Raw genomic sequence first — 17620 nt, 5'->3', positions numbered from 1 at the left:
AGCGTCGAAAAATGCCAAGCCGGAGATTCTAGCATGCCGTCCCTTCCCCTCCTGTCCGCCGCCATCATGGGAGGCTACCTCGCTGCCTTCCTCTATCTGACGGCGCGTTCCGCGCAGGCTGCGGGCCAGCCCGTCTGGCTGTTCGGCCTGGGGAACCGTCAAGGCCTATCGGCGCTGCTCTTTCGCGTGGTTTTCGCCGGCGGATTTCTCTATCCGGCAACCGTGCTCGCAGCCGGTTTCGAACCCGTGCATGAAATGGTCGCGCTGCCCTTTCCCATGCGTGTTGCCGGGTTGTTGCTGGCGCTCGCCGGTGCCCTGTTCGGCATTTACGCCCAGCACTATATGGGCGCCTCCTGGCGTATCGGCTCTGTGGAAGGCCATTCCGGCGCGATCGTCGACACCGGCCCTTTCAGGCGGTCGCGCAATCCGGTCTTCGTTGGCCAGGTGGCGATGTTTGTGGGGTTCCTGCTTGCGCGACCGGATGTGATCCAGCTCGCGCTTGTGCTCGGCATAACGCTTGCCGTCTGGCTTCAGGTTCGAATCGAGGAAAAAGTGCTGGTGCGCGATCTCGGCGAGCCCTACCAAGCCTATCGGCAAAAGGTGCCGCGATGGCTCTGACCGGTTCAGCCGAGCATTTTCGCAAGACCATTGACGGTGTTGGCGTTGCGCAGCGTGCCGATGCCGAGTTTCTTCGTCGTCAGATGCGACAGCAACCTGGTTTCGCTCGGTTTCTTGCTGAAATCGATCCACAGATCGCCATCGACGAAAGCCAGCCTGATCGCCGGGTCGGCGATCGTTTCAAGTGCCGGCAGGACGTCGGCGCCGAGCGGTTTTCGCATGACGCGGATGCCGATGTCGGCGCCCTTGCCATCCGGAAAGGGATTTTGGGCCGCAAGACGCTGCCAGCCCGCCGCCGTGCGCAGGATAATATCGACATGTTTGCCGAAACGATCGCGAAAGGCGCTCTCCAGCCGATCCTCTATAGCGGAAAGGGAAGCGTCGTCCCCTTCGAAGATCAGATTTCCGGTGGCAACGAGCGTGCGGGCGTTGCGGTAACCCAAACCTTCCGCCATGGCCTTGAGATCGGCCATGACAAGGCGGCGGCCGGGGCCGAGTACGATACTGTGCAGGAGGGCGACATAGGTGGTCATGGATGCGCCCGGCGTTGCGGCAAAACGGTGTCGCGAGCATCGCACAGAATGGCGTCGAAATCGCAGCAGGCGTGGCGGCACCCCATGGGGACGGTCACGAGATCACCTCTTTGGCGCGGAGACACGCCAGAGGCGCCACGGTGCCCACCAGCGGAACCGTTTTTCCAGCGTCTCCGGCACGGGATCGAAACCATGGGTGCCGCCGGGTCCGCAGCGGGCGACACGAAACAGCGCCATGAAGCCACCCTGCCAGAGCCCGTGGCGGGCGACTGCCTCGTAACCGTACTCCGAACAGGTCGGCAGGTGGCGGCAGGCATTGCCGATGAAGCCGGAGAGCGTAAGCTGGTAAAGACGAATGAAGCCCATGCCGAGCAACCGGCCCGGCGTCTTGCGAAACGGCCCGCGCCAGTTGCGGCCGCTATACGCCAGGCGCTCACCGGAATGCCGGCAGTCCGGGGCATCGCACATCGCCCCTCATCCTGCCTTTTCCAGCCGCTTCGCCTCGATCTGGCCAATGGCATCGACCACGGCGTCGAAGGTCAGCATGGTGGAGGCGTGACGGGCCTTGTAATCCTTGACGGGCTTGAGGAAGCGCATGTCCTCGAATCGGCCGGCCGGCCCCTCGCCGTCGGCCTTCAGCATGGCCAGCATGTCTTCGCGCGCCTGACGAATTTCCGCAGTCGTCGCGCCGATGACATGGCGCGCCATGACCGAGGAGGAGGCCTGGCCGAGCGCGCAGGCCTTGACCTCATGGGCGAAATCGCTGACCCGGTCGCCGTCGAGCTTCAAGTAGACCTTGACCCGCGAGCCGCAGAGCTTGGAGTGGGCGCCGGCTTCGGCATCCGCATCGGCAAGCGTGCCGATCTTCGGGATGTTGCCGGCAAATTCCAGGATACGGCTGTTATAGATATCGTCCATCATGACCCTGTTTTCCGCGTTTTTTGCGGAATCTTCAATGATCCGAGGAGATTATTCCGGTCTCGTCGGGAAAAAAGCATGCCGTGTCGCCTCGTGCCTCTTTCGCACCCATCGTTCGATACTATATGATAACTCGTATTGGGGTGAGCGTTTTGCAAGACGCGAGCAATTCTAGGAAACGTGTGAAGCGGTTTTCCGTCCGGAATTGCGATAAGCAGAAAGCAAGCATTCACCTGTTGTTTGGGAAACCGTGCCGGACGGTCTAGCGCACTGATAAGCCGAGACCAGAAAGCCCCGGAGCCCGCCGACGGAACCCAAGCCTGCAGGGTTAGGCGAATGGCCAATGGCGAGTCCGATAAACACGTCAGGTAACCTGCAGAAAGGTTTATGGGTCCATGGACGCCATCGTCACCAATTTTCCGCGTCTCGACGATCAGTCGGACCGCCCCTCGCAGAAAGAGGCTGAAGACGCCGTTCGCGTCCTGCTTCGCTGGGCGGGCGATGATCCGGAACGCGAAGGCCTGCTCGACACGCCATCGCGCGTCGCCAAATCCTACCGCGAGCTGTTTTCCGGTTATGACCTCGCCGCCGAGGACGTGCTTGGCCGCACCTTCGAAGAGGTTGCCGGCTACGACGACATGGTGCTGGTGAAGGACATTCCGTTCTTCTCGCATTGCGAACACCATATGGTGCCGATCATCGGCAAGGCGCATGTCGCCTACCTGCCGAATGGCCGGGTGCTGGGCCTCTCGAAGATCGCCCGCGTGGTGGAAATCTACGGTCGCCGCCTGCAGACGCAGGAAACCATGACGGCGCAGATCGCGAAATCGATCGACGAGACGCTGAACCCGCGTGGCGTCGCCGTGATGATCGAAGCCGAGCATATGTGCATGGCGATGCGCGGCATCCAGAAGCAGGGCTCGACGACGCTCACCACCACCTTTACCGGTGCCTTCAAGACGGAGCCGACCGAACAGGTCCGCTTCATGACCATGATCCGGAGATAGGCGAAAGCCGGCTCCGCGCGCCCGCAATTCGAGCAAGAGTGAGCAGTGCTTTTGCTCGAATTGCGCAAGAACAAAAGACAAAGCCGACCGCCATGCCGATCACCTTCCAAACCCCTTCCAATGACAAGGCCGAGCTTGAAACGGGCCCGGCCTTCACGCCGCGTTTCGACGAAAACGGCCTGGTGACAGCCGTGGTGACGGATGCGAAGGACGGCGAACTGCTGATGGTCGCCCACATGAATGCCGAGTCGTTGGCGCTGACCATCGAAACGGGCATCGCTCACTATTGGAGCCGCTCGCGCAAGGCGCTGTGGAAGAAGGGCGAGACCTCCGGCAACCTCCAGACCGTCGTAGAATTGCGGACGGATTGCGACCAGGATGCCGTCTGGCTCAAGGTGTCGGTTGCCGGCCATGACGCGACCTGCCACACCGGCCGCCGCTCATGTTTCTACCGCACGGTCTCGAACGGGCCGGATGGCGCAGTGGTGACGATCACCGGCGGCGAGCCGCAATTCGACCCGGCCGCGATCTACGGTAAAAATTAAGCATCTGCGCGAATTCCGTTCAGTTCCGGCACGGATTCACCAATTGGCAACCGGTCTGATCGCCTAATGCCACGCATGGCGGCCTGTATCCCCGCCATGTGGATCGGAACATGGAACCCCATCGCTGTAGTGCGTCACGACCGGTTTCCACCGCCTCCCCGAAAGGGGCGACGATCCCGCGGGCCAGCGCCCTCCTCCAGCCTCAAATGAACGCACGCGGCAGACGCCACACAGGGATTTTTCCAGCAAAAGTTCCCCGGGTCACAGTCTGCCTCTATCCTGTCATCTATTGTGTAGCAGATAAGCCCGAGGTTCAGGAACCGATTGCCTCGGCGCGAATTCCTCTTTGGAATGGAGGCCTGGCATGCTGAACTGGAGTTTCAATCGTAGTCTCGTAACGGCGGATGCCTCAGATCCAGGCGGCCCTTCCATGAACGACATGTCTCATATTCCCACGCCGGCTCAGCCGCGCAAATCCAAGATCGCGTTGGCACTTGGCGGTGGCGCCGCTCGAGGCTGGGCTCATATCGGCGTGCTGCGGGCACTGGACGAAGAAGGCATCGATGTCGGCATGATCGCCGGCACTTCGATCGGTGCCCTGGTCGGCGGCTGCTACCTTGCGGGCAAGCTCGACGAACTGGAAACCTTCGCCCGGTCGCTCACCATGCGGCGCATCGCGAGCCTGCTTGATTTCACCATTCGCGGCTCCGGTCTGTTCGGCGGCATGCGGTTGACCAAGCGCATGCAGGAGCACCTGGAGAACCTGTCGATCGAGGAGCTTGACCGTCCCTTCGTCGCCGTGGCGACCGAAGTGAACAGCGGGCACGAGGTCTGGATCAACAGCGGTTCGCTGATCACCGCCATCCGCGCGTCCTACGCCCTGCCCGGCATTTTCGAGCCGATCAAGTGCAACAACCGGACCCTGGTGGATGGCGCTTTGGTCAATCCGGTGCCTGTATCCGTCTGCCGGGCCCATGAGGAGCCGCTGGTCGTCGCGGTCAACCTCAACTACGACCTCTATGGCCGCTCGGCCGTGATCAAGCACAGTGCCAGCCAGCAGAAGATCGACGATCACCGGCAGGAAGACAGCGCGGCGCGCATGGGGCTGACGAGTGTGATGGTGCAGTCCTTCAACATCATCCAGGACCGCATTTCCCGCGCGCGCCTTGCCGGCGACCCGCCGGATCTCTCGCTGCATCCGAAACTGTCGGATATCGGTCTTTCGGAGTTCCACCGCGCGGGCGAAGCGATCGATCGCGGATACCTGGAAGCCAAGGCGCGGATTTTCGAAATCAAGCGCATGCAGGAAGTCGTCCTGATGCGCTGACGCGTTATCAAGACCAAGACGCACGATAGGGCGGAGCGATGACAATCGTTCCGCCCGAAACCGTTTTGAGAGCAATCAGCTGGCGATATAGGCCTTGATGGCGTCTGCTTCGTGCTTGATGGCGCGAATGTGGGATTTCACCACGTCGCCGATCGAGATGATGCCGACGAGCCGGCCTTCCTTTTCCACCGGGATATGGCGGGCGCGCAGCTTGCTCATCATTTCCATAAGGTCGTCGACGGTTTGGTCTTCGCCACAACGATAGACGTTGCCCCACATGATGGAGGAAATGGGCTTGTCCAGGCTGTCTGCCCCGTTGCGTGCAACCGCGGCAACGATGTCGCGCTCGGTCACAATGCCCGCAATGCGGTCGTTGCGATCAACGATGACAATGGCGCCGATGTGATTTTCATGCAGATAGACGGCAGCCTGCTTGACTGTGAGCTGCGGGCCGCCGGTTACGACGTTGCGGCCTTTTTCGTCCAGTATCGTCTTTACATACATGCGTACCTCCCGAGTGCATCATGACGCAGAAGGCGGGACACCCGCGCAGGGATGCCCTGCCTGTACCAGCGACATCCGCTTCCTCCCGCGGTATGCCGCATCCGTTCCGATGTGCATGTGCGAACCGGAACACTTATATGGTGCGCCACGAAGGAGGCGATTGCAAGACCGCTAATGGACTATCGTTAATCCCGGCGGGTCTCCGCCGTACCGACGTCGAATAGAGGAAAGAACAGGAAGCCGAAAAGGAAGCCGCCGATATGCGCCTCCCAGGCAATCGCGCCGCCCTCCGCCGAACCGAACACCTGGCCGAAGCCGATCAGGAAATTCGTCAGGAACCAGATGCCGGAAAACACCAGAACGGAGCGGTTGGACAGCGCCTCGCCGATCGTCAGGCGCCGGTTGAGATGGGCAAACTGCCGGCTGATGCGGCCGCTCGGCGAAAAGACGAAGCGGGCAGCGGCCCCCATCAGGCCCGAGACGACGCCGGACGCGCCGACCACCAGAATCATCGCGCCCCAGTGCAGTGTCGTATGGAAAGCGACGGCCGCGGCGGCCGACAGGCACCAGAACAGGAAGAACCGCAGGAGACCGATGCGGCGCACGACGGGCGCACCGAAGGCGACCATCCAGAAGGCGTTGAAAATCAGATGTTCCCAGCTGCCATGCAGCAGCGAATAGGTCACCGGGCTCCACAGCCAGCCCATGTCCTGCTCGGCGAAGGGAATGGCGTAGCGGCCGGGGATGAAGGCGAAATGCAGCAGGACGAGCTCGTCCGTCGAGGTCGAAAGCAGATAGGTCCGCACCACGTGGATGGCGATAAGCACCGCGAGGACCGCGACGAGACTGCCCGGCAGGTTGAAGGCCGGCTCCCGCCTGCGGATATCCGCCCCGCCACCCTGCACCTCAACGCCATCGTTACTCATGAGCAGTCCACCAAAGACATAAAATACGAATCGCGCTTATACAGATAAAAGAAAGGCCGTGCAGCTTTCGCTGAACGGCCGGTGCCCCCAATCCCCGGGGCGGAAGTCGATGTGCAATAACCATTCCCTCGTGGAGGGATGACCGGATGTTCCCTCAACCCGGCCAGGGACGCAATCGAAACCATTCGTTAACCTTAACGGCGGGCTGGCACGAAACTCGCTCCTTCCTTCTGAAAGCCACCGCACACGCTGCTTTTCGTGTCGGAACGGAACAGAAGCGATTGGAAGTGAGCATGCAGACGAAAGCCGTCACGGCACTTTACGACTATTGGACACGCCAGCGTGGTGATCGCACCGTTCCGCTGCGCAGCGCCATAGAGCCCGCCGACATCGCGCCGATCCTGCCCGACGTCTTCATTCTTGAACACAGCCGTCTTGCCGATCCGCACTTCCGGCTTGCCGGCACACGCATCTGTGCGCAGTTCGCGCAAGAATTGAAGGGCGCGGCCTTCGACCAGCTCTTTGCGCCCGATCAGCGCAACCGGGTGGCGCGGATAGCGGAAAACGTCATGGCGCACTGTGCACCGGCAGTCATGCAGGTCGCGCTCGTCGATGGCACGCTGGAAACCACCGAGGCGGAAATCGTGCTGCTGCCGGTCGCGACGAAAGGCAGGACGGCGGATCGCATCATCGGCGCCCTCGCCCCCCTGCCCGGCCAGTCGCCGCCGCTTGCCGCCTTCCGCTACGCAACGCTCGGCGCGCTTTCGGTGATCGACACGAACCGCATGCCGGGTTTCGCCGGCAGCCGGCCGGCGGTTCCGATGCCCACCTCGATCATGGCCATCCGCCCGGCGGCGCTGGGCCAGACAATGAGCCGCGTGTTGCACCTGAGGATATTTGAAGGTGGACGGCGCGTCGATGACGTTTAAACACGCATAACGTCACAACAAAATCAAAAGACACTAAATGGTTGTTAATACATATATTTATAGTTGCTTTTAGCGGCGCGGCAAACCTTCTGTTAACCCCGAAAGCTTAAGAGTTGGAAACAGATAGGATCATCAGGCCCGCGCGCACATGTATTCATTCCAGCAGGCATCACCCGCCGCCCGGAAACCACAGCCCGAGCAACGCAGCTTCCAGCGCGTCTCGGTGAACCTGGGTGGCCGGCTGATGTTGCCCAATCACGACGAATACGACTGCACCGTTCTCGACATGTCACCAGGCGACGCAAATTTCGTCTGCGTTGCGCGCCCACGTATCGGCGAGCGCATCATCGCCTATGTCGATCATCTCGGCCGCATCGAAGGCACCGTCGCCATCCTCAACGATAATGGCTTCGCGATCTTCCTCAACGCCACGGACCGCAAGCGCGAAAAACTCGCCGCACAGCTGACCTGGATTGCCAACAAACACGAACTCGGCCTGCCCGAGGACCGCCGGCACGACCGACTGAGCCCGCGCCAGGCGCCGACCGATCTGACGCTCGACGACGGACGGCGCTACCCCTGCCGCATCATCGACCTTTCGCTCTCCGGCGCAGCGGTCGATATCGATGTCCGCCCGGCCCTTGGAACACCGGTCCAGCTTGGCAATATGAAAGGCCGCGTCGTGCGTCACTTCCAGGAGGGCGTCGCCATCGAGTTCTCCTCTGTGCAGTCCCGGGAAGCCTTGACGGCGTTCCTGTAGCATTTTGGCACGGCCGCAAGTCGGACCCGTTCTATTAGGGGCCTTCGGGCCCCTTTGTTGTTTCAAGGCGAGACAACAGGCCGGCTGGAAAACAATCTCAAAAAAAATTTGCCGCCTCTAAATCCTTCAGCCGCTCTTTTGAGCAACCAGGCTGACGTATTTCCATCTTTGACACTCCAGCAGTGGACCTTGTCCGGCGCCTCCGACCAGGCCTAAGGGCGCGATTTCTCAGGCAACGTCAGTTCGTTCCGCAAGATTTTTATTTTGATTCAGTTACTTGAAGCAGAACCTCAATCATCGCCAGCCGAACGATTCCTTCAAATTTTACTCAAATTCCACTCAAATACAGATCAAATCAAAATCAAATTTTATTCTTGTTTTATTCTTATGCACCCTTGATTTGAACTAAGTTATACTTCGGCTTTTCGCGCAAGCTCAAAACATAGCTGTCATTGTCACCTCATCAAACGGGGACAACGCAATGACAAAAACAATCAAGACAGGGACATTCGCATTCCTCTTTTCTCTGGTTGCGGCGCAGGCCGCCGTTGCACTTCCGGCCAACATTCCGCTGGCGGGCGCGACCAACCAGCCCATCGGTCACTATGAATTCTGCAAGCAATATTCCGACGAGTGCGGCCCGACCGGCAAGGACGCCGGCCCGCTCAAGCTGACGCAGGAAAACTGGAAGACGATTCTCAACGTCAACTACGCCGCCAATACCGAATTCATGCCGATGACGGACATGGAGATCTACGGCGTCGAGGAACAGTGGACCTATCCGGACGGCGCTGCGGATTGTGAAGACTACGTGCTGATCAAGCGCAAGCGCCTGATCGAGGCCGGCATTTCGCCCTCCAACCTCCTGATCACCGTCGTGCTCCAGCCCAATGGCGAAGGCCACGCCGTGCTGACCGTTCGCACTGATCGCGGTGACTTCGTGCTCGACAACATGCGCAACAAGGTGCTGCTCTGGTCGGAGACCGAATACCGCTACCTGAAGCGCCAGTCCTCGGTGAATGCCGGCAAGTGGGTAAAGCTGCAAGACGGTCGTGCCGACGCCGTCGGTAGCGTCAAGTAAGTCCCGGCGTCCACTAGACGCCGCATGACGAGACTGCCCGGCAACATTGCCGGGCGAGCAAAAGGGCCCGGTCAGTCCCCCAATCCCGTCCCGACCACGGCCCTGCGGCCGGTTCCGCTGTCCCCGGAACCGGCCGCTCCCCTTTTAGGGAACCTGACACTCTTGATCTCAACCAAAAATTAACCCTGTTCGCAGACGCTCCGGCAAAGACGGTTCCGACCCGAGCCACCGGAGAGATGCGAGATGACAGCGGCCGCGACCGGCAATGACGACCACGCCCCCCTGCTCTCCACCCGCCTTCTCACGCGCCTGACGATCGGGGTCGCCGTGCTCGCCGGCCTCACGGTGGCAATCAGCCTTGGCGGGCGCATGCTGGGCGAGCGCATCGCGCTTGCCGGCCATACGGAAAGCAGCGAGGCCATCGACGTTGTCATCGGCCAGGACCAGATCCGGTTGCCGGCCAATACGATCCGCTTCGAGGAGCAGCGCCAGACCGGCCGCGCCGAGCGGCTCGACCTCTACCTGACCTGGCCGGAAATGAACGGTTATTCCAATGCGCAGCGCGGCCGCTTCAACGATGCCAGCCGCCCGGAAAGCCTGATTTTCCTCAACCTTTCGCAGAGCACGATGTCCAGGGACATGTCCGGTCGGCTCGGTCCGATCTACAGCCACCTGTTCGACGGCCGGCCGGAGCCCGGCCCTGCGGGCCTCACCCTGCAGCGCCTTAAAGAGACGTCCGGCTATGGCGACGAGATTTTCTTCACCGGCACGCAGTCCGACGGCTCCGCCTATGTCGTGCGCTGCATGATGCCGGCCGAGGAATCACAATCGACCAGTGCGGATTGCCAGCGCGATATCCACATCGGCAGCGATCTTTCCGTGCTTTACCGCTTTTCGAGCAGACTTTTGCCGCAGTGGCAGGCCATGGAGGCGCGCGTTCGCGACTATCTCGGCCGCTCCCTGATCCAGAACGGCCGCCCGACCTCCCTTCGCCAGAGCCGATAAAACACGACCGATCTCAGAAACCTATGATTCATCATAAACCGATTGGTAACGCTATCTCGCTACTGTGCCAGGAACGGTCGTTCTGGGAGGCCACGCCCGGAGCCCATCTGCAATCCGAGAATGAAGAGTAACGTAGTGTCCCGTTCCGTATTCCTCGATTTCCTCCCCCGCTCTTGTCAGGCAATTGCCACCGCGGCGAAAAGTCTGGTGATGATCGGGATGGTCGCCACCGTTGCCGTGGCGACACCCGCTCAGGCAGCGCCGAAATATGCCGGCATCGTCATCGATGCCAAGACCGGCAAGGTGCTCTACAGCGAGGATGCGGACCAGTTGCGATATCCGGCGTCGCTCACCAAGATGATGACGCTGTATCTGACCTTCGAGGCGCTCGAGGCCGGCAAGATCCGCCTCAATACACGCGTCCCCTTCTCCAAGAATGCGGCCAGCGAGCCGCCGACCAAGCTCGGCGTCGGCACGGGCAACTCGATCACCGTCGAACAGGCGATGCTTGGCCTGATCACGCGCTCGGCGAACGATGCCTCGACGGCCCTTGCCGAATTCCTTGGCGGCTCGGAAGAGCGTTTCGCCCGTATCATGACGCAGAAAGCCCGTGCACTCGGCATGACGCGCACCGTCTACCGCAATGCCAACGGCCTTCCCAACACCGCGCAGGTAACGACGGCGCGCGACCAGGCCCGCCTGGGCATCGCGCTGCGCCAGCACTTCCCGCAATATTATTCGTATTTCTCGGTGCGCAGCTTCCGCTTCGGCAAGCAGACCATCAACGGCCACAACCGCCTGCTCGGCAGCGTGCGCGGCGTCGATGGCATCAAGACCGGCTACACCCGCGCCTCCGGCTACAACCTCGTGACTTCGGCGGTTGCCGACGGCCGCAGCGTGGTCGGCGTGGTCCTGGGTGGTCGTTCGGGTGCGGCCCGTGACCAGCAGATGCGCAAGCTTATTGCCGCCTATATGCCCAAGGCCTCGCGCCGTGGCGGTGGCGACCTGATCGCCCAGACCAAGGATGCGCCCACGCTGACGGCAGAAGCCGACGACACGCGGACCCTGACCGCCGAGGTCGCCAGCAAGGCGACGACCGCCTCGGTCTCCGGCACGCTCGACCTGCCGGAAAACGGCCCGGTGCCGACCTATCGCTACAACGAAGCCCGTATCGAAACGGCCTATGCTGCGACGGCTGAAGACAGCTCCAGCGTCGTCGGCAAGCGCGCGCTTGCCGCAACGCTGAAAATCCAGCGCGATGCCGCCGTCCCGCCGGCCGATCTGATCGAACAGGGCGACGCAAACGACTCCGTCGATGAATTGACCACCTCCTCCACGGTTGCATCCGCCTCCGTGCCCTCGGGCTGGGTTATCCAGATCGGCGCCACGCCGGACCAGGGCCAGGCATCGGATCTTCTCGCCAAGGCAAAGAACCAGGGCGGCAAGGCACTCTCCAGCGCCCAGCCCTTCACCGTCGCCGTCAACAGCGGCAACGGCCAGCTCTACCGCGCCCGCTTCGGCGGTTTCGACAACCAGAACGGCGCAGCCGCTGCCTGCAAGGCTTTGAAGCGCAAGGGTTTCGCCTGCTGGGCTAGCCAGCAGTAACGACAAGGGAACGCGCTGTGTATTGGCGCGCCCGCTGAACTACCGCCTTGCGCCCGCAACGGTCCCGGACAGGTATTGCGTACCGGGTGACTGCGCAGCAAGGCAGGCGGATCGCCGTGAAAGCGGCTCTGCCATCCTCGATTGGGTAATGCGTACGAGGCAAATTATGGCGATGAACGAGAACCTGTTCGACTTCCCTCCCACGACGCGCGACGAAAAGCGCAAGTCGCTGAAGGGCACGCTGCACCCGCTGCACGAAGCGGCGATGCGGATTGCGGATATCGGGCTTGGCCGTTCGCGCAACAGGACGAAGGATCTCGTCGGCATGCTGCTCGCCCACGGCGCCCGCGCCTGGCGCTCGGGCCAGCCGACCGCCGGGATCCACCTGCATGTCGGCGTCAGCGAGCGCCGCTACCCCGTGCGGATGCGCCTGCGTTAAGGTGCATTCCGCTGGGCTGCTGCAAGTCAGCCCAGCTTGCAAAGTGCCGCGACATTTGCTGTGCATGACAGATGCCGGCCATTCCTCTTCCCTTCGTTATCGCACTGCTGCTGACCGTGCTGCTCTTGAGGCTGGTGCTGCTGCGCGAGCCCGCGCTGCGGCCGGCCATCGGCTTCGTTGGCGCCTGCGTGATCGTCGCCGTCGGCGTCGGCGCGCGATGGGCTATCGACGGGGCGTTCGTGCGCTTTCTCCAGCCTGTCCTCGCATCAGCCCTACCACCCGTGGCCTGGCTCTGCTTCACGGCCGGGCGGACGCAAACCGGCGGCAAACGGTGGCTGCATTTTCTGCCGGTCGCGCTCGTCTTCCTGCTGTCGGCGGCCTGGCGGGTATGGCAATCGCCCGTCGATCTGGTGCTGGCTGTTCTCTATGTCGGTTATGGCGTCGCTCTGCTGCGCCTGGTGGGCGACGGGCCGGACGGCTTTGAACGGGCGCGGCTCAGCGATGCAGGAGGTGCGCAGAAGGCAACCCTCGCCGCAGGTGTCATTCTCATTCTCTCCGCCGTCGTCGACCTCTTCATCGCCATCGATTTCGGCATCTATGACGGCACGCATGCCGAGGTGATCGTGACGTCCGGCAACCTGCTTCTGCTGCCCGTGCTTGCCTACGCCGTAGCCGTGATCGGCAGGAGCATGCCCGCCGACATGGCCGAGGACGCCGTTGCGATCAGCCCGGACGTCGCTGACATCCCGAGCGAGGAAGACGGCAGGATCGTCACCGCGATAGAGCGCCTGATGCAGGACAAGGGGCTGTTTCGTGATCCGGACCTTACCCTGAACCGTATCGCGCGACGGGCGGGAATTCCGTCGCGCCGGATATCGGGAGCCGTCAATCGGCTGCGCGGGCGCAACGTCTCGCAGCTCGTCAACCACTACCGGGTCGAGGAGGCAAAACGCCTGCTGGCGGAGACCGATATGCCGGTCACGACGGTGATGTTCGAATCCGGCTTCCAGACCAAATCGAACTTCAACAGGGAGTTCCTGCGGGCAACCGGCCTCAGCCCCAGCGACTATCGCCGCGCGTCTACGGCATGACGACACCGAGGAAGGTGATGATGCGGTCGGCAATCTCCCGGTGGATTGCGACCCGGCTGCGCGAGCCACCATCCTTGCAGACGATACCGTCGCCCGGTGTTTCCGCCTCGATGCGTTCCGCAGCGCCCGGTTTGCAGATCTGCATGAAACTGAAATGCATGGCATCCGGCACGACGACATACTCGGTCGTCGTCATCGGCAAGCCTTTCGTGAGATAGCCGGATTCCAGATCGGCCGGCATGTCGCCGATATCCGTTCCGGCAGCGACTATCAGCGCCGGGACACGCAGTGCCGCAAGGCTTTCCGGCGTGAAACCGCGCGCAAGACCGAGATCCAGCGAAACGAAGGCGCGAAGACGCGGATCGCCGAGGTCCCCTTCAAGCGCCTTTCGCGCTTCGCCTGTTCCGTCCAGCCCGAGTTCAAGGGACAGGACACATGCCCGCGGGCTTGTGTTCACCTTGCAGTCGGCCGCAAACCGGTCTGCATCGAATCGCGCGCCGGCCAATGCTGCAACCGTCCAGCCGCCGAGCGAATGGCCAATTGCGGCGACCCTCTTCTTGTCCAGGTGCGGGGCGAGGTCCTGGTCTGCAAACAAGGCATCGATCAACCGGCTCAGGTCGCGTGGGCGTTCCCAGAGCTTTGCGGCCTGTGCGGCACTACGGTCGAAGGTCGTGGTGCCCGGATGATCGGTTGCGGCGACGATATAGCCGCGCACGACAAGGTCGCCGGCCAGCCAGCTCAGATTGCGCCAGCTTCCACTATAACCATGGGAAAGCACGACGAGCGGATGCGTCTTGCCATCCGGCGCGGCGTCGCGAACCGCTTCCATGCCGATGAAGGCGGGGTTTTCGCCGACGGTTTCGGTTTTTCCAACGTCCGGCGTCGGATACCAGACGACGGCGGAGAGTGCGCGCCCGTTGTCCGGATCGACAATCCGGATGTCGCGGACACCGATCGCGTCAGCCTGAGCAGCAGTGGCGAGGCCGGCGAGGAGCGCGGCCGTGGCGAAAAGCGATTTGAGCATGGAAGCCTCGTGTTGTTGAACGAGGCCGGCATGCAGCGAACGGGAGAAAGAAGAGACCTGAAACGCGATTCAGGTCATCGGCATAGGAATTTTCAGAGAAGACCGAGTTCGGCGAGTTCACGCCGGAGTTCCAGAGGGAGGTCCGCCGTACCGTCGCCCATGTTCCTGAGATCGCGCGGCGCGTCCTCGTCCGGCAGGTAGCGCCAGCCCTGGAAGGCGCGGCGCGGCTGGAATTCGGTCTCGATGACTTCAGGCCCCAGCACCAGTTCGCAGCGCGAAATGCCGTCGACGTCCGTAAAACTCTTCAGATTGAGCAGCCGCTGGCGGGCCTGCACCTGGCCCTTGATCACCCAGTAGAGCGAGCCGCCGTCAAGCAGCTCCTGATCCCGCTTCGGGATCATGCGGGTGACATGGCTGGAATGCGGCTCCATGCCCGCAGCGATCGCGATCAGCGAACGCTCGGACACCCATTCACGCAGGTCATCGATGGATTCCGCGCCGACACAAAGTTTGATGAGATGTAGGGCCATGGCCTTTTGAACGCCCTTGCGGCGGCCGGGTCAAGGGGCCGCCGCGTCGCACTCCACAAGGAATACGTTGAAAGCCTCAGCACTCCACCACGTTGACGGCGAGGCCGCCGGTGGAGGTTTCCTTGTATTTCTCGTTCATGTCGACACCAGTCTGGCGCATCGTCTCGATGCAAGCGTCGAGCGGCACGAAATGGATGCCGTCGCCCTTGAGGGAGAGCGAGGCGGCCGTCACCGCCTTCACGGCGCCGAGCGCATTGCGCTCGATGCAGGGGACCTGCACGAGGCCGGCGATCGGATCGCAGGTCATGCCGAGATGGTGCTCCAGCGCGATTTCCGCGGCATTTTCCACCTGTTCCGGCGTGCCGCCCATGACGGCGGCAAGCCCTGCGGCGGCCATGGCGGAGGCGGAGCCCACCTCCCCCTGACAGCCGACTTCGGCGCCCGATATCGAGGCATTGTGCTTGATGATGCCGCCAACTGCGGCGGCTGTCAGCAGGTAGTCGCGAATGCCGTCCTGATCGGCATCCTCATGAAAATGCAGGTAGTAGCGGATCGTGGCGGGTACGACGCCGGCCGCACCGTTGGTCGGCGACGTCACGACGCGGCCGCCGGCGGCATTCTCCTCGTTGACGGCCATGGCATAGACGGAGAGCCAGTCGTTGGCGAGCAGCGGATTGGCCTTGTTGGAACGCCACTCCTCCTGCAGCTTGTCATGGATGGAGCGGGCACGGCGGCGCACCTTCAGGCCGCCCGGCATGATGCCCTCGTTCTTGAGGCCACGGTCGATACAGCTCTTCATCGCGCCCCAGATGCGGTCGAGGCCGGCATCCAGTTCTTCGCGCGACATGGTGGCTTCTTCGTTGGCACGCTTCATCTGCGCGATGGTGAGGCCGGAGCGTCCGGCCATCTCGAGCATCTGCTTGGCCGAGGCAAAGGGGAACGGCACCTTCTTGTCGCCGGCGCGCGCCTTGCTGGCGCGCATCTGGTCGAGTTCGGTGTCTGTGACGACGAAGCCGCCGCCGACAGAATAGTAGATGCGCTTCAAGAGTAGACGGTCATCGCGGTCATAGGCGGAGAAGGTCATGCCATTGGCGTGGCCGGGCAGCGGATTCTTCTTGTCAAAGATCAGGTCGGTCTTCGGCTGGAAAGCGTAGCCGGGATGGCCGGGCGGGGTGATTCGGCCGGTGCGCTCGACCTCGCCGACAATCGCGTCCATCCGGTCAGGATCAACCGAATCGGGCCGTTCGCCCATCAGGCCGAGGATCACCGCGCGGTCGGAGCCGTGGCCGACGCCGGTATAGGCTAGCGAGCCGTGCAGGCTCATGCGGATGGTGGCGACCTGCGCGCCGGAAGGGCGCGGCCAGTCGGCCGAGAGAATCAGGTCGAGAAACCGGTTCGCCGCCGACATCGGCCCCATCGTATGGGAGCTCGACGGGCCGATACCAATCTTGAAAACATCGAATACGGAAAGAAACATAACCCGGACTTCTCCCTTGCCTTGGCAGGCGTCTTGATCCCTGAAGCTACGTTATCATGCAGTGCGGATAAGGCGATCTCCCGACATCGGGTTTTACTTACGCGACATGGGGCCAAAACAAAAACAGCGCGCTCGCGAGAGCACGCTGTCTATGTAGGGGCTGTTGTCCGGTATTTTCAGATGCCGCCGAAGAGATAGGCGACGACCAGGACGGCGCCGAAACCGAGAACCGCACGGGCAGTTACGCCCCAGCAGGACTTTTGAGCAGTGCTTTCCATGATTACCCCGATGGAAGATGTCATTGCAGCAGCCGTGTTCAGCGCTGCATGGCGCCTGTTTAATGAAGATTTCATGAAACCGCAATCGCGAAAAGTGGCGAAACCAAGGCGATGCCGTCATAGGAGATACGCGCTCAGCGCATGACCTGTCGCAAAATCATACGTTTGCGGGCAAAGAGCGCAGGAAACGGGCCGCCCCTTTTCCGCCAAAGGTCTGAATGCGGCGAGTGTGGTTCTTGCGGTCCGCTTGCAAATTACCAAATCCATGGCAAAACGCTCATCCATGAGCACCCCGGATTTTGCCGCCCTCTTCATTTTCGTCGCCCTGTGGGTCGGCTATTCCTGGATCACCGACCGGGCGAAGTTTTTCGACCGCATCAGCCTCACCCGGGCGATGAGTTCGCAACGGGCGGTGTGGATCCGTAATGCCATGCACCGCGACCTGCGCATGATCGATACGCAGATCATGGCCGGCCTGCAGAACGGTACCGCTTTCTTCGCGTCCACGTCGCTTCTCGCACTCGGCAGCTGTTTTGCGCTGCTCGGTGCCACGGAGCAGGTCTTTGCGATTTTCAACGACCTGCCCTACGTCTTCCGCGGCAGCCGCGCCGGGTTCGAGCTGAAGGTCGGCGGGCTTGCCATCATCTTCGGCTACGCGTTCTTCAAATTCGGCTGGTCCTACCGGCTGTTCAACTATTGCACCATTCTGCTCGGCGCGATCCCGATGAGCGGCGACATCCACAAGGACCCCGCCGGTGCAGACCTCGCCGCAGACAAGGTCATTCGCATGAACATCCTGGCGGCAAAACACTTCAACATGGGGCTGCGCGCCATCTTCCTGTCGATCGGTTACCTCGGCTGGTTCGTCAGCCCCTATCTGTTCATCGTGACGACCATCGGCATCATCATCGTGCTCGTTCGCCGGCAATTCTACTCCGAAGCACGCCTTGCCGTGCTGGAACGGCTCGACTGATCAATCCCCCATCGGCCACCTTTCGGCCATCCGCCCGGCGCAAGCTTGGC

The 17620-nt window shown here is 62.0% G+C and carries 20 protein-coding genes; 12 read left to right on the top strand and 8 right to left on the bottom strand.

Features of this window, described 5'->3' with window-relative positions; translation table 11 throughout:
* Positions 1 to 33: 33 nt before the first annotated feature.
* Complete coding sequence (locus tag AC1RT2_RS20395; RefSeq protein WP_493104816.1) at positions 34 to 618, top strand: methyltransferase family protein; 585 nt, start codon at positions 34 to 36, stop codon at positions 616 to 618.
* Positions 619 to 623: 5 nt separating this feature from the next.
* Here AC1RT2_RS20395 and AC1RT2_RS20390 read toward each other — a convergent pair whose 3' ends face one another.
* The 3 genes from AC1RT2_RS20390 to AC1RT2_RS20380 all read right to left on the bottom strand — a co-directional run bounded on the left by AC1RT2_RS20390 (position 624) and on the right by AC1RT2_RS20380 (position 2072).
* Positions 624 to 1151 carry a DUF1697 domain-containing protein gene (locus AC1RT2_RS20390; protein WP_493104814.1) on the bottom strand — a complete coding sequence of 176 codons (528 nt, stop codon included), beginning with the start codon at positions 1149 to 1151 and terminating at the stop codon, positions 624 to 626.
* A gap of 102 nt (positions 1152 to 1253) precedes the next feature.
* Positions 1254 to 1619, bottom strand: a complete 366-nt coding sequence (gene yidD / locus AC1RT2_RS20385) for a membrane protein insertion efficiency factor YidD (protein WP_493104812.1) — start codon at positions 1617 to 1619, stop codon at positions 1254 to 1256.
* Between the two features lie 6 nt (positions 1620 to 1625).
* Complete coding sequence (locus tag AC1RT2_RS20380) at positions 1626 to 2072, bottom strand: iron-sulfur cluster assembly scaffold protein (RefSeq protein WP_493104810.1); 447 nt, start codon at positions 2070 to 2072, stop codon at positions 1626 to 1628.
* Between the two features lie 392 nt (positions 2073 to 2464).
* On the opposite strand from AC1RT2_RS20380, the gene folE reads away from it, so the two are divergent.
* From folE to AC1RT2_RS20365, 3 genes are all read left to right on the top strand, one after another.
* Positions 2465 to 3076 carry a GTP cyclohydrolase I FolE gene (gene folE / locus AC1RT2_RS20375; protein WP_069058886.1) on the top strand — a complete coding sequence of 204 codons (612 nt, stop codon included), beginning with the start codon at positions 2465 to 2467 and terminating at the stop codon, positions 3074 to 3076.
* 92 nt (positions 3077 to 3168) lie between these two features.
* The gene (gene hisI, locus AC1RT2_RS20370) at positions 3169 to 3621 is read left to right on the top strand and encodes a phosphoribosyl-AMP cyclohydrolase (protein ID WP_493104807.1); all 453 of its coding nucleotides are present in this window, start codon (positions 3169 to 3171) and stop codon (positions 3619 to 3621) included.
* A 430-nt stretch (positions 3622 to 4051) separates the two neighbouring features.
* Positions 4052 to 4948 (top strand): patatin-like phospholipase family protein, encoded by an 897-nt coding sequence (locus AC1RT2_RS20365; protein WP_493104805.1) that lies wholly within the window; start codon positions 4052 to 4054, stop codon positions 4946 to 4948.
* A gap of 75 nt (positions 4949 to 5023) precedes the next feature.
* Here the strand turns inward: AC1RT2_RS20365 and AC1RT2_RS20360 are convergent, their stop codons facing one another.
* Both AC1RT2_RS20360 and AC1RT2_RS20355 read right to left on the bottom strand, forming a co-directional pair.
* Complete coding sequence (locus tag AC1RT2_RS20360; RefSeq protein ID WP_069058889.1) at positions 5024 to 5452, bottom strand: CBS domain-containing protein; 429 nt, start codon at positions 5450 to 5452, stop codon at positions 5024 to 5026.
* 185 nt (positions 5453 to 5637) lie between these two features.
* Positions 5638 to 6378: a rhomboid family intramembrane serine protease gene (locus tag AC1RT2_RS20355; RefSeq protein ID WP_069058890.1), complete on the bottom strand. Its 741-nt coding sequence runs from the start codon at positions 6376 to 6378 to the stop codon at positions 5638 to 5640.
* Positions 6379 to 6671: 293 nt separating this feature from the next.
* Here AC1RT2_RS20355 and AC1RT2_RS20350 point away from each other — a divergent pair, with 293 nt between their 5' ends.
* From AC1RT2_RS20350 to AC1RT2_RS20320, 7 genes are all read left to right on the top strand, one after another.
* Entirely contained in the window at positions 6672 to 7307 is a 636-nt protein-coding gene (locus tag AC1RT2_RS20350) for a PAS domain-containing protein (RefSeq protein WP_493104802.1), read from the top strand.
* Positions 7308 to 7455: 148 nt separating this feature from the next.
* A complete protein-coding gene (locus AC1RT2_RS20345; RefSeq protein ID WP_493104800.1) occupies positions 7456 to 8067 on the top strand; it encodes a PilZ domain-containing protein in 612 nt (203 codons plus the stop codon).
* Positions 8068 to 8548: 481 nt separating this feature from the next.
* Positions 8549 to 9148 carry a transglutaminase-like cysteine peptidase gene (locus AC1RT2_RS20340; protein WP_069058893.1) on the top strand — a complete coding sequence of 200 codons (600 nt, stop codon included), beginning with the start codon at positions 8549 to 8551 and terminating at the stop codon, positions 9146 to 9148.
* 243 nt (positions 9149 to 9391) lie between these two features.
* Positions 9392 to 10153 (top strand): hypothetical protein, encoded by a 762-nt coding sequence (locus tag AC1RT2_RS20335; RefSeq protein WP_493104797.1) that lies wholly within the window; start codon positions 9392 to 9394, stop codon positions 10151 to 10153.
* 120 nt (positions 10154 to 10273) lie between these two features.
* Positions 10274 to 11758, top strand: coding sequence for an SPOR domain-containing protein (locus tag AC1RT2_RS20330; protein ID WP_493104795.1), 1485 nt, complete (start codon positions 10274 to 10276; stop codon positions 11756 to 11758).
* Between the two features lie 166 nt (positions 11759 to 11924).
* Complete coding sequence (locus AC1RT2_RS20325; RefSeq protein WP_069058896.1) at positions 11925 to 12197, top strand: hypothetical protein; 273 nt, start codon at positions 11925 to 11927, stop codon at positions 12195 to 12197.
* A 71-nt stretch (positions 12198 to 12268) separates the two neighbouring features.
* Complete coding sequence (locus AC1RT2_RS20320; RefSeq protein WP_493104793.1) at positions 12269 to 13288, top strand: helix-turn-helix domain-containing protein; 1020 nt, start codon at positions 12269 to 12271, stop codon at positions 13286 to 13288.
* Here the strand turns inward: AC1RT2_RS20320 and AC1RT2_RS20315 are convergent.
* The 3 genes from AC1RT2_RS20315 to AC1RT2_RS20305 all read right to left on the bottom strand — a co-directional run bounded on the left by AC1RT2_RS20315 (position 13278) and on the right by AC1RT2_RS20305 (position 16319).
* On the bottom strand, positions 13278 to 14312 hold the full coding sequence (locus AC1RT2_RS20315) for an alpha/beta hydrolase family protein (RefSeq protein ID WP_493104791.1): 1035 nt from the start codon (positions 14310 to 14312) through the stop codon (positions 13278 to 13280). The two genes, AC1RT2_RS20320 and AC1RT2_RS20315, sit on opposite strands and share 11 nt — an antisense overlap.
* A 92-nt stretch (positions 14313 to 14404) precedes the next feature.
* A complete protein-coding gene (locus AC1RT2_RS20310) occupies positions 14405 to 14842 on the bottom strand; it encodes a DUF1489 family protein (RefSeq protein WP_069058899.1) in 438 nt (145 codons plus the stop codon).
* Positions 14843 to 14918: 76 nt separating this feature from the next.
* Positions 14919 to 16319 carry an L-serine ammonia-lyase gene (locus AC1RT2_RS20305; protein ID WP_069058900.1) on the bottom strand — a complete coding sequence of 467 codons (1401 nt, stop codon included), beginning with the start codon at positions 16317 to 16319 and terminating at the stop codon, positions 14919 to 14921.
* Between the two features lie 561 nt (positions 16320 to 16880).
* Between AC1RT2_RS20305 and AC1RT2_RS20300 the strand changes: the two genes are divergently transcribed.
* Positions 16881 to 17570 carry a DUF599 domain-containing protein gene (locus AC1RT2_RS20300; RefSeq protein WP_069058901.1) on the top strand — a complete coding sequence of 230 codons (690 nt, stop codon included), beginning with the start codon at positions 16881 to 16883 and terminating at the stop codon, positions 17568 to 17570.
* The last annotated feature ends 50 nt before the right edge of the window (positions 17571 to 17620 follow it).

The organism is Shinella sp. GW821-FHT11G07 (assembly GCF_058808115.1).
The sequence above is the reverse complement of the archived record's forward strand: the minus strand, read 5'-3'. Positions and strand labels throughout refer to the sequence as shown.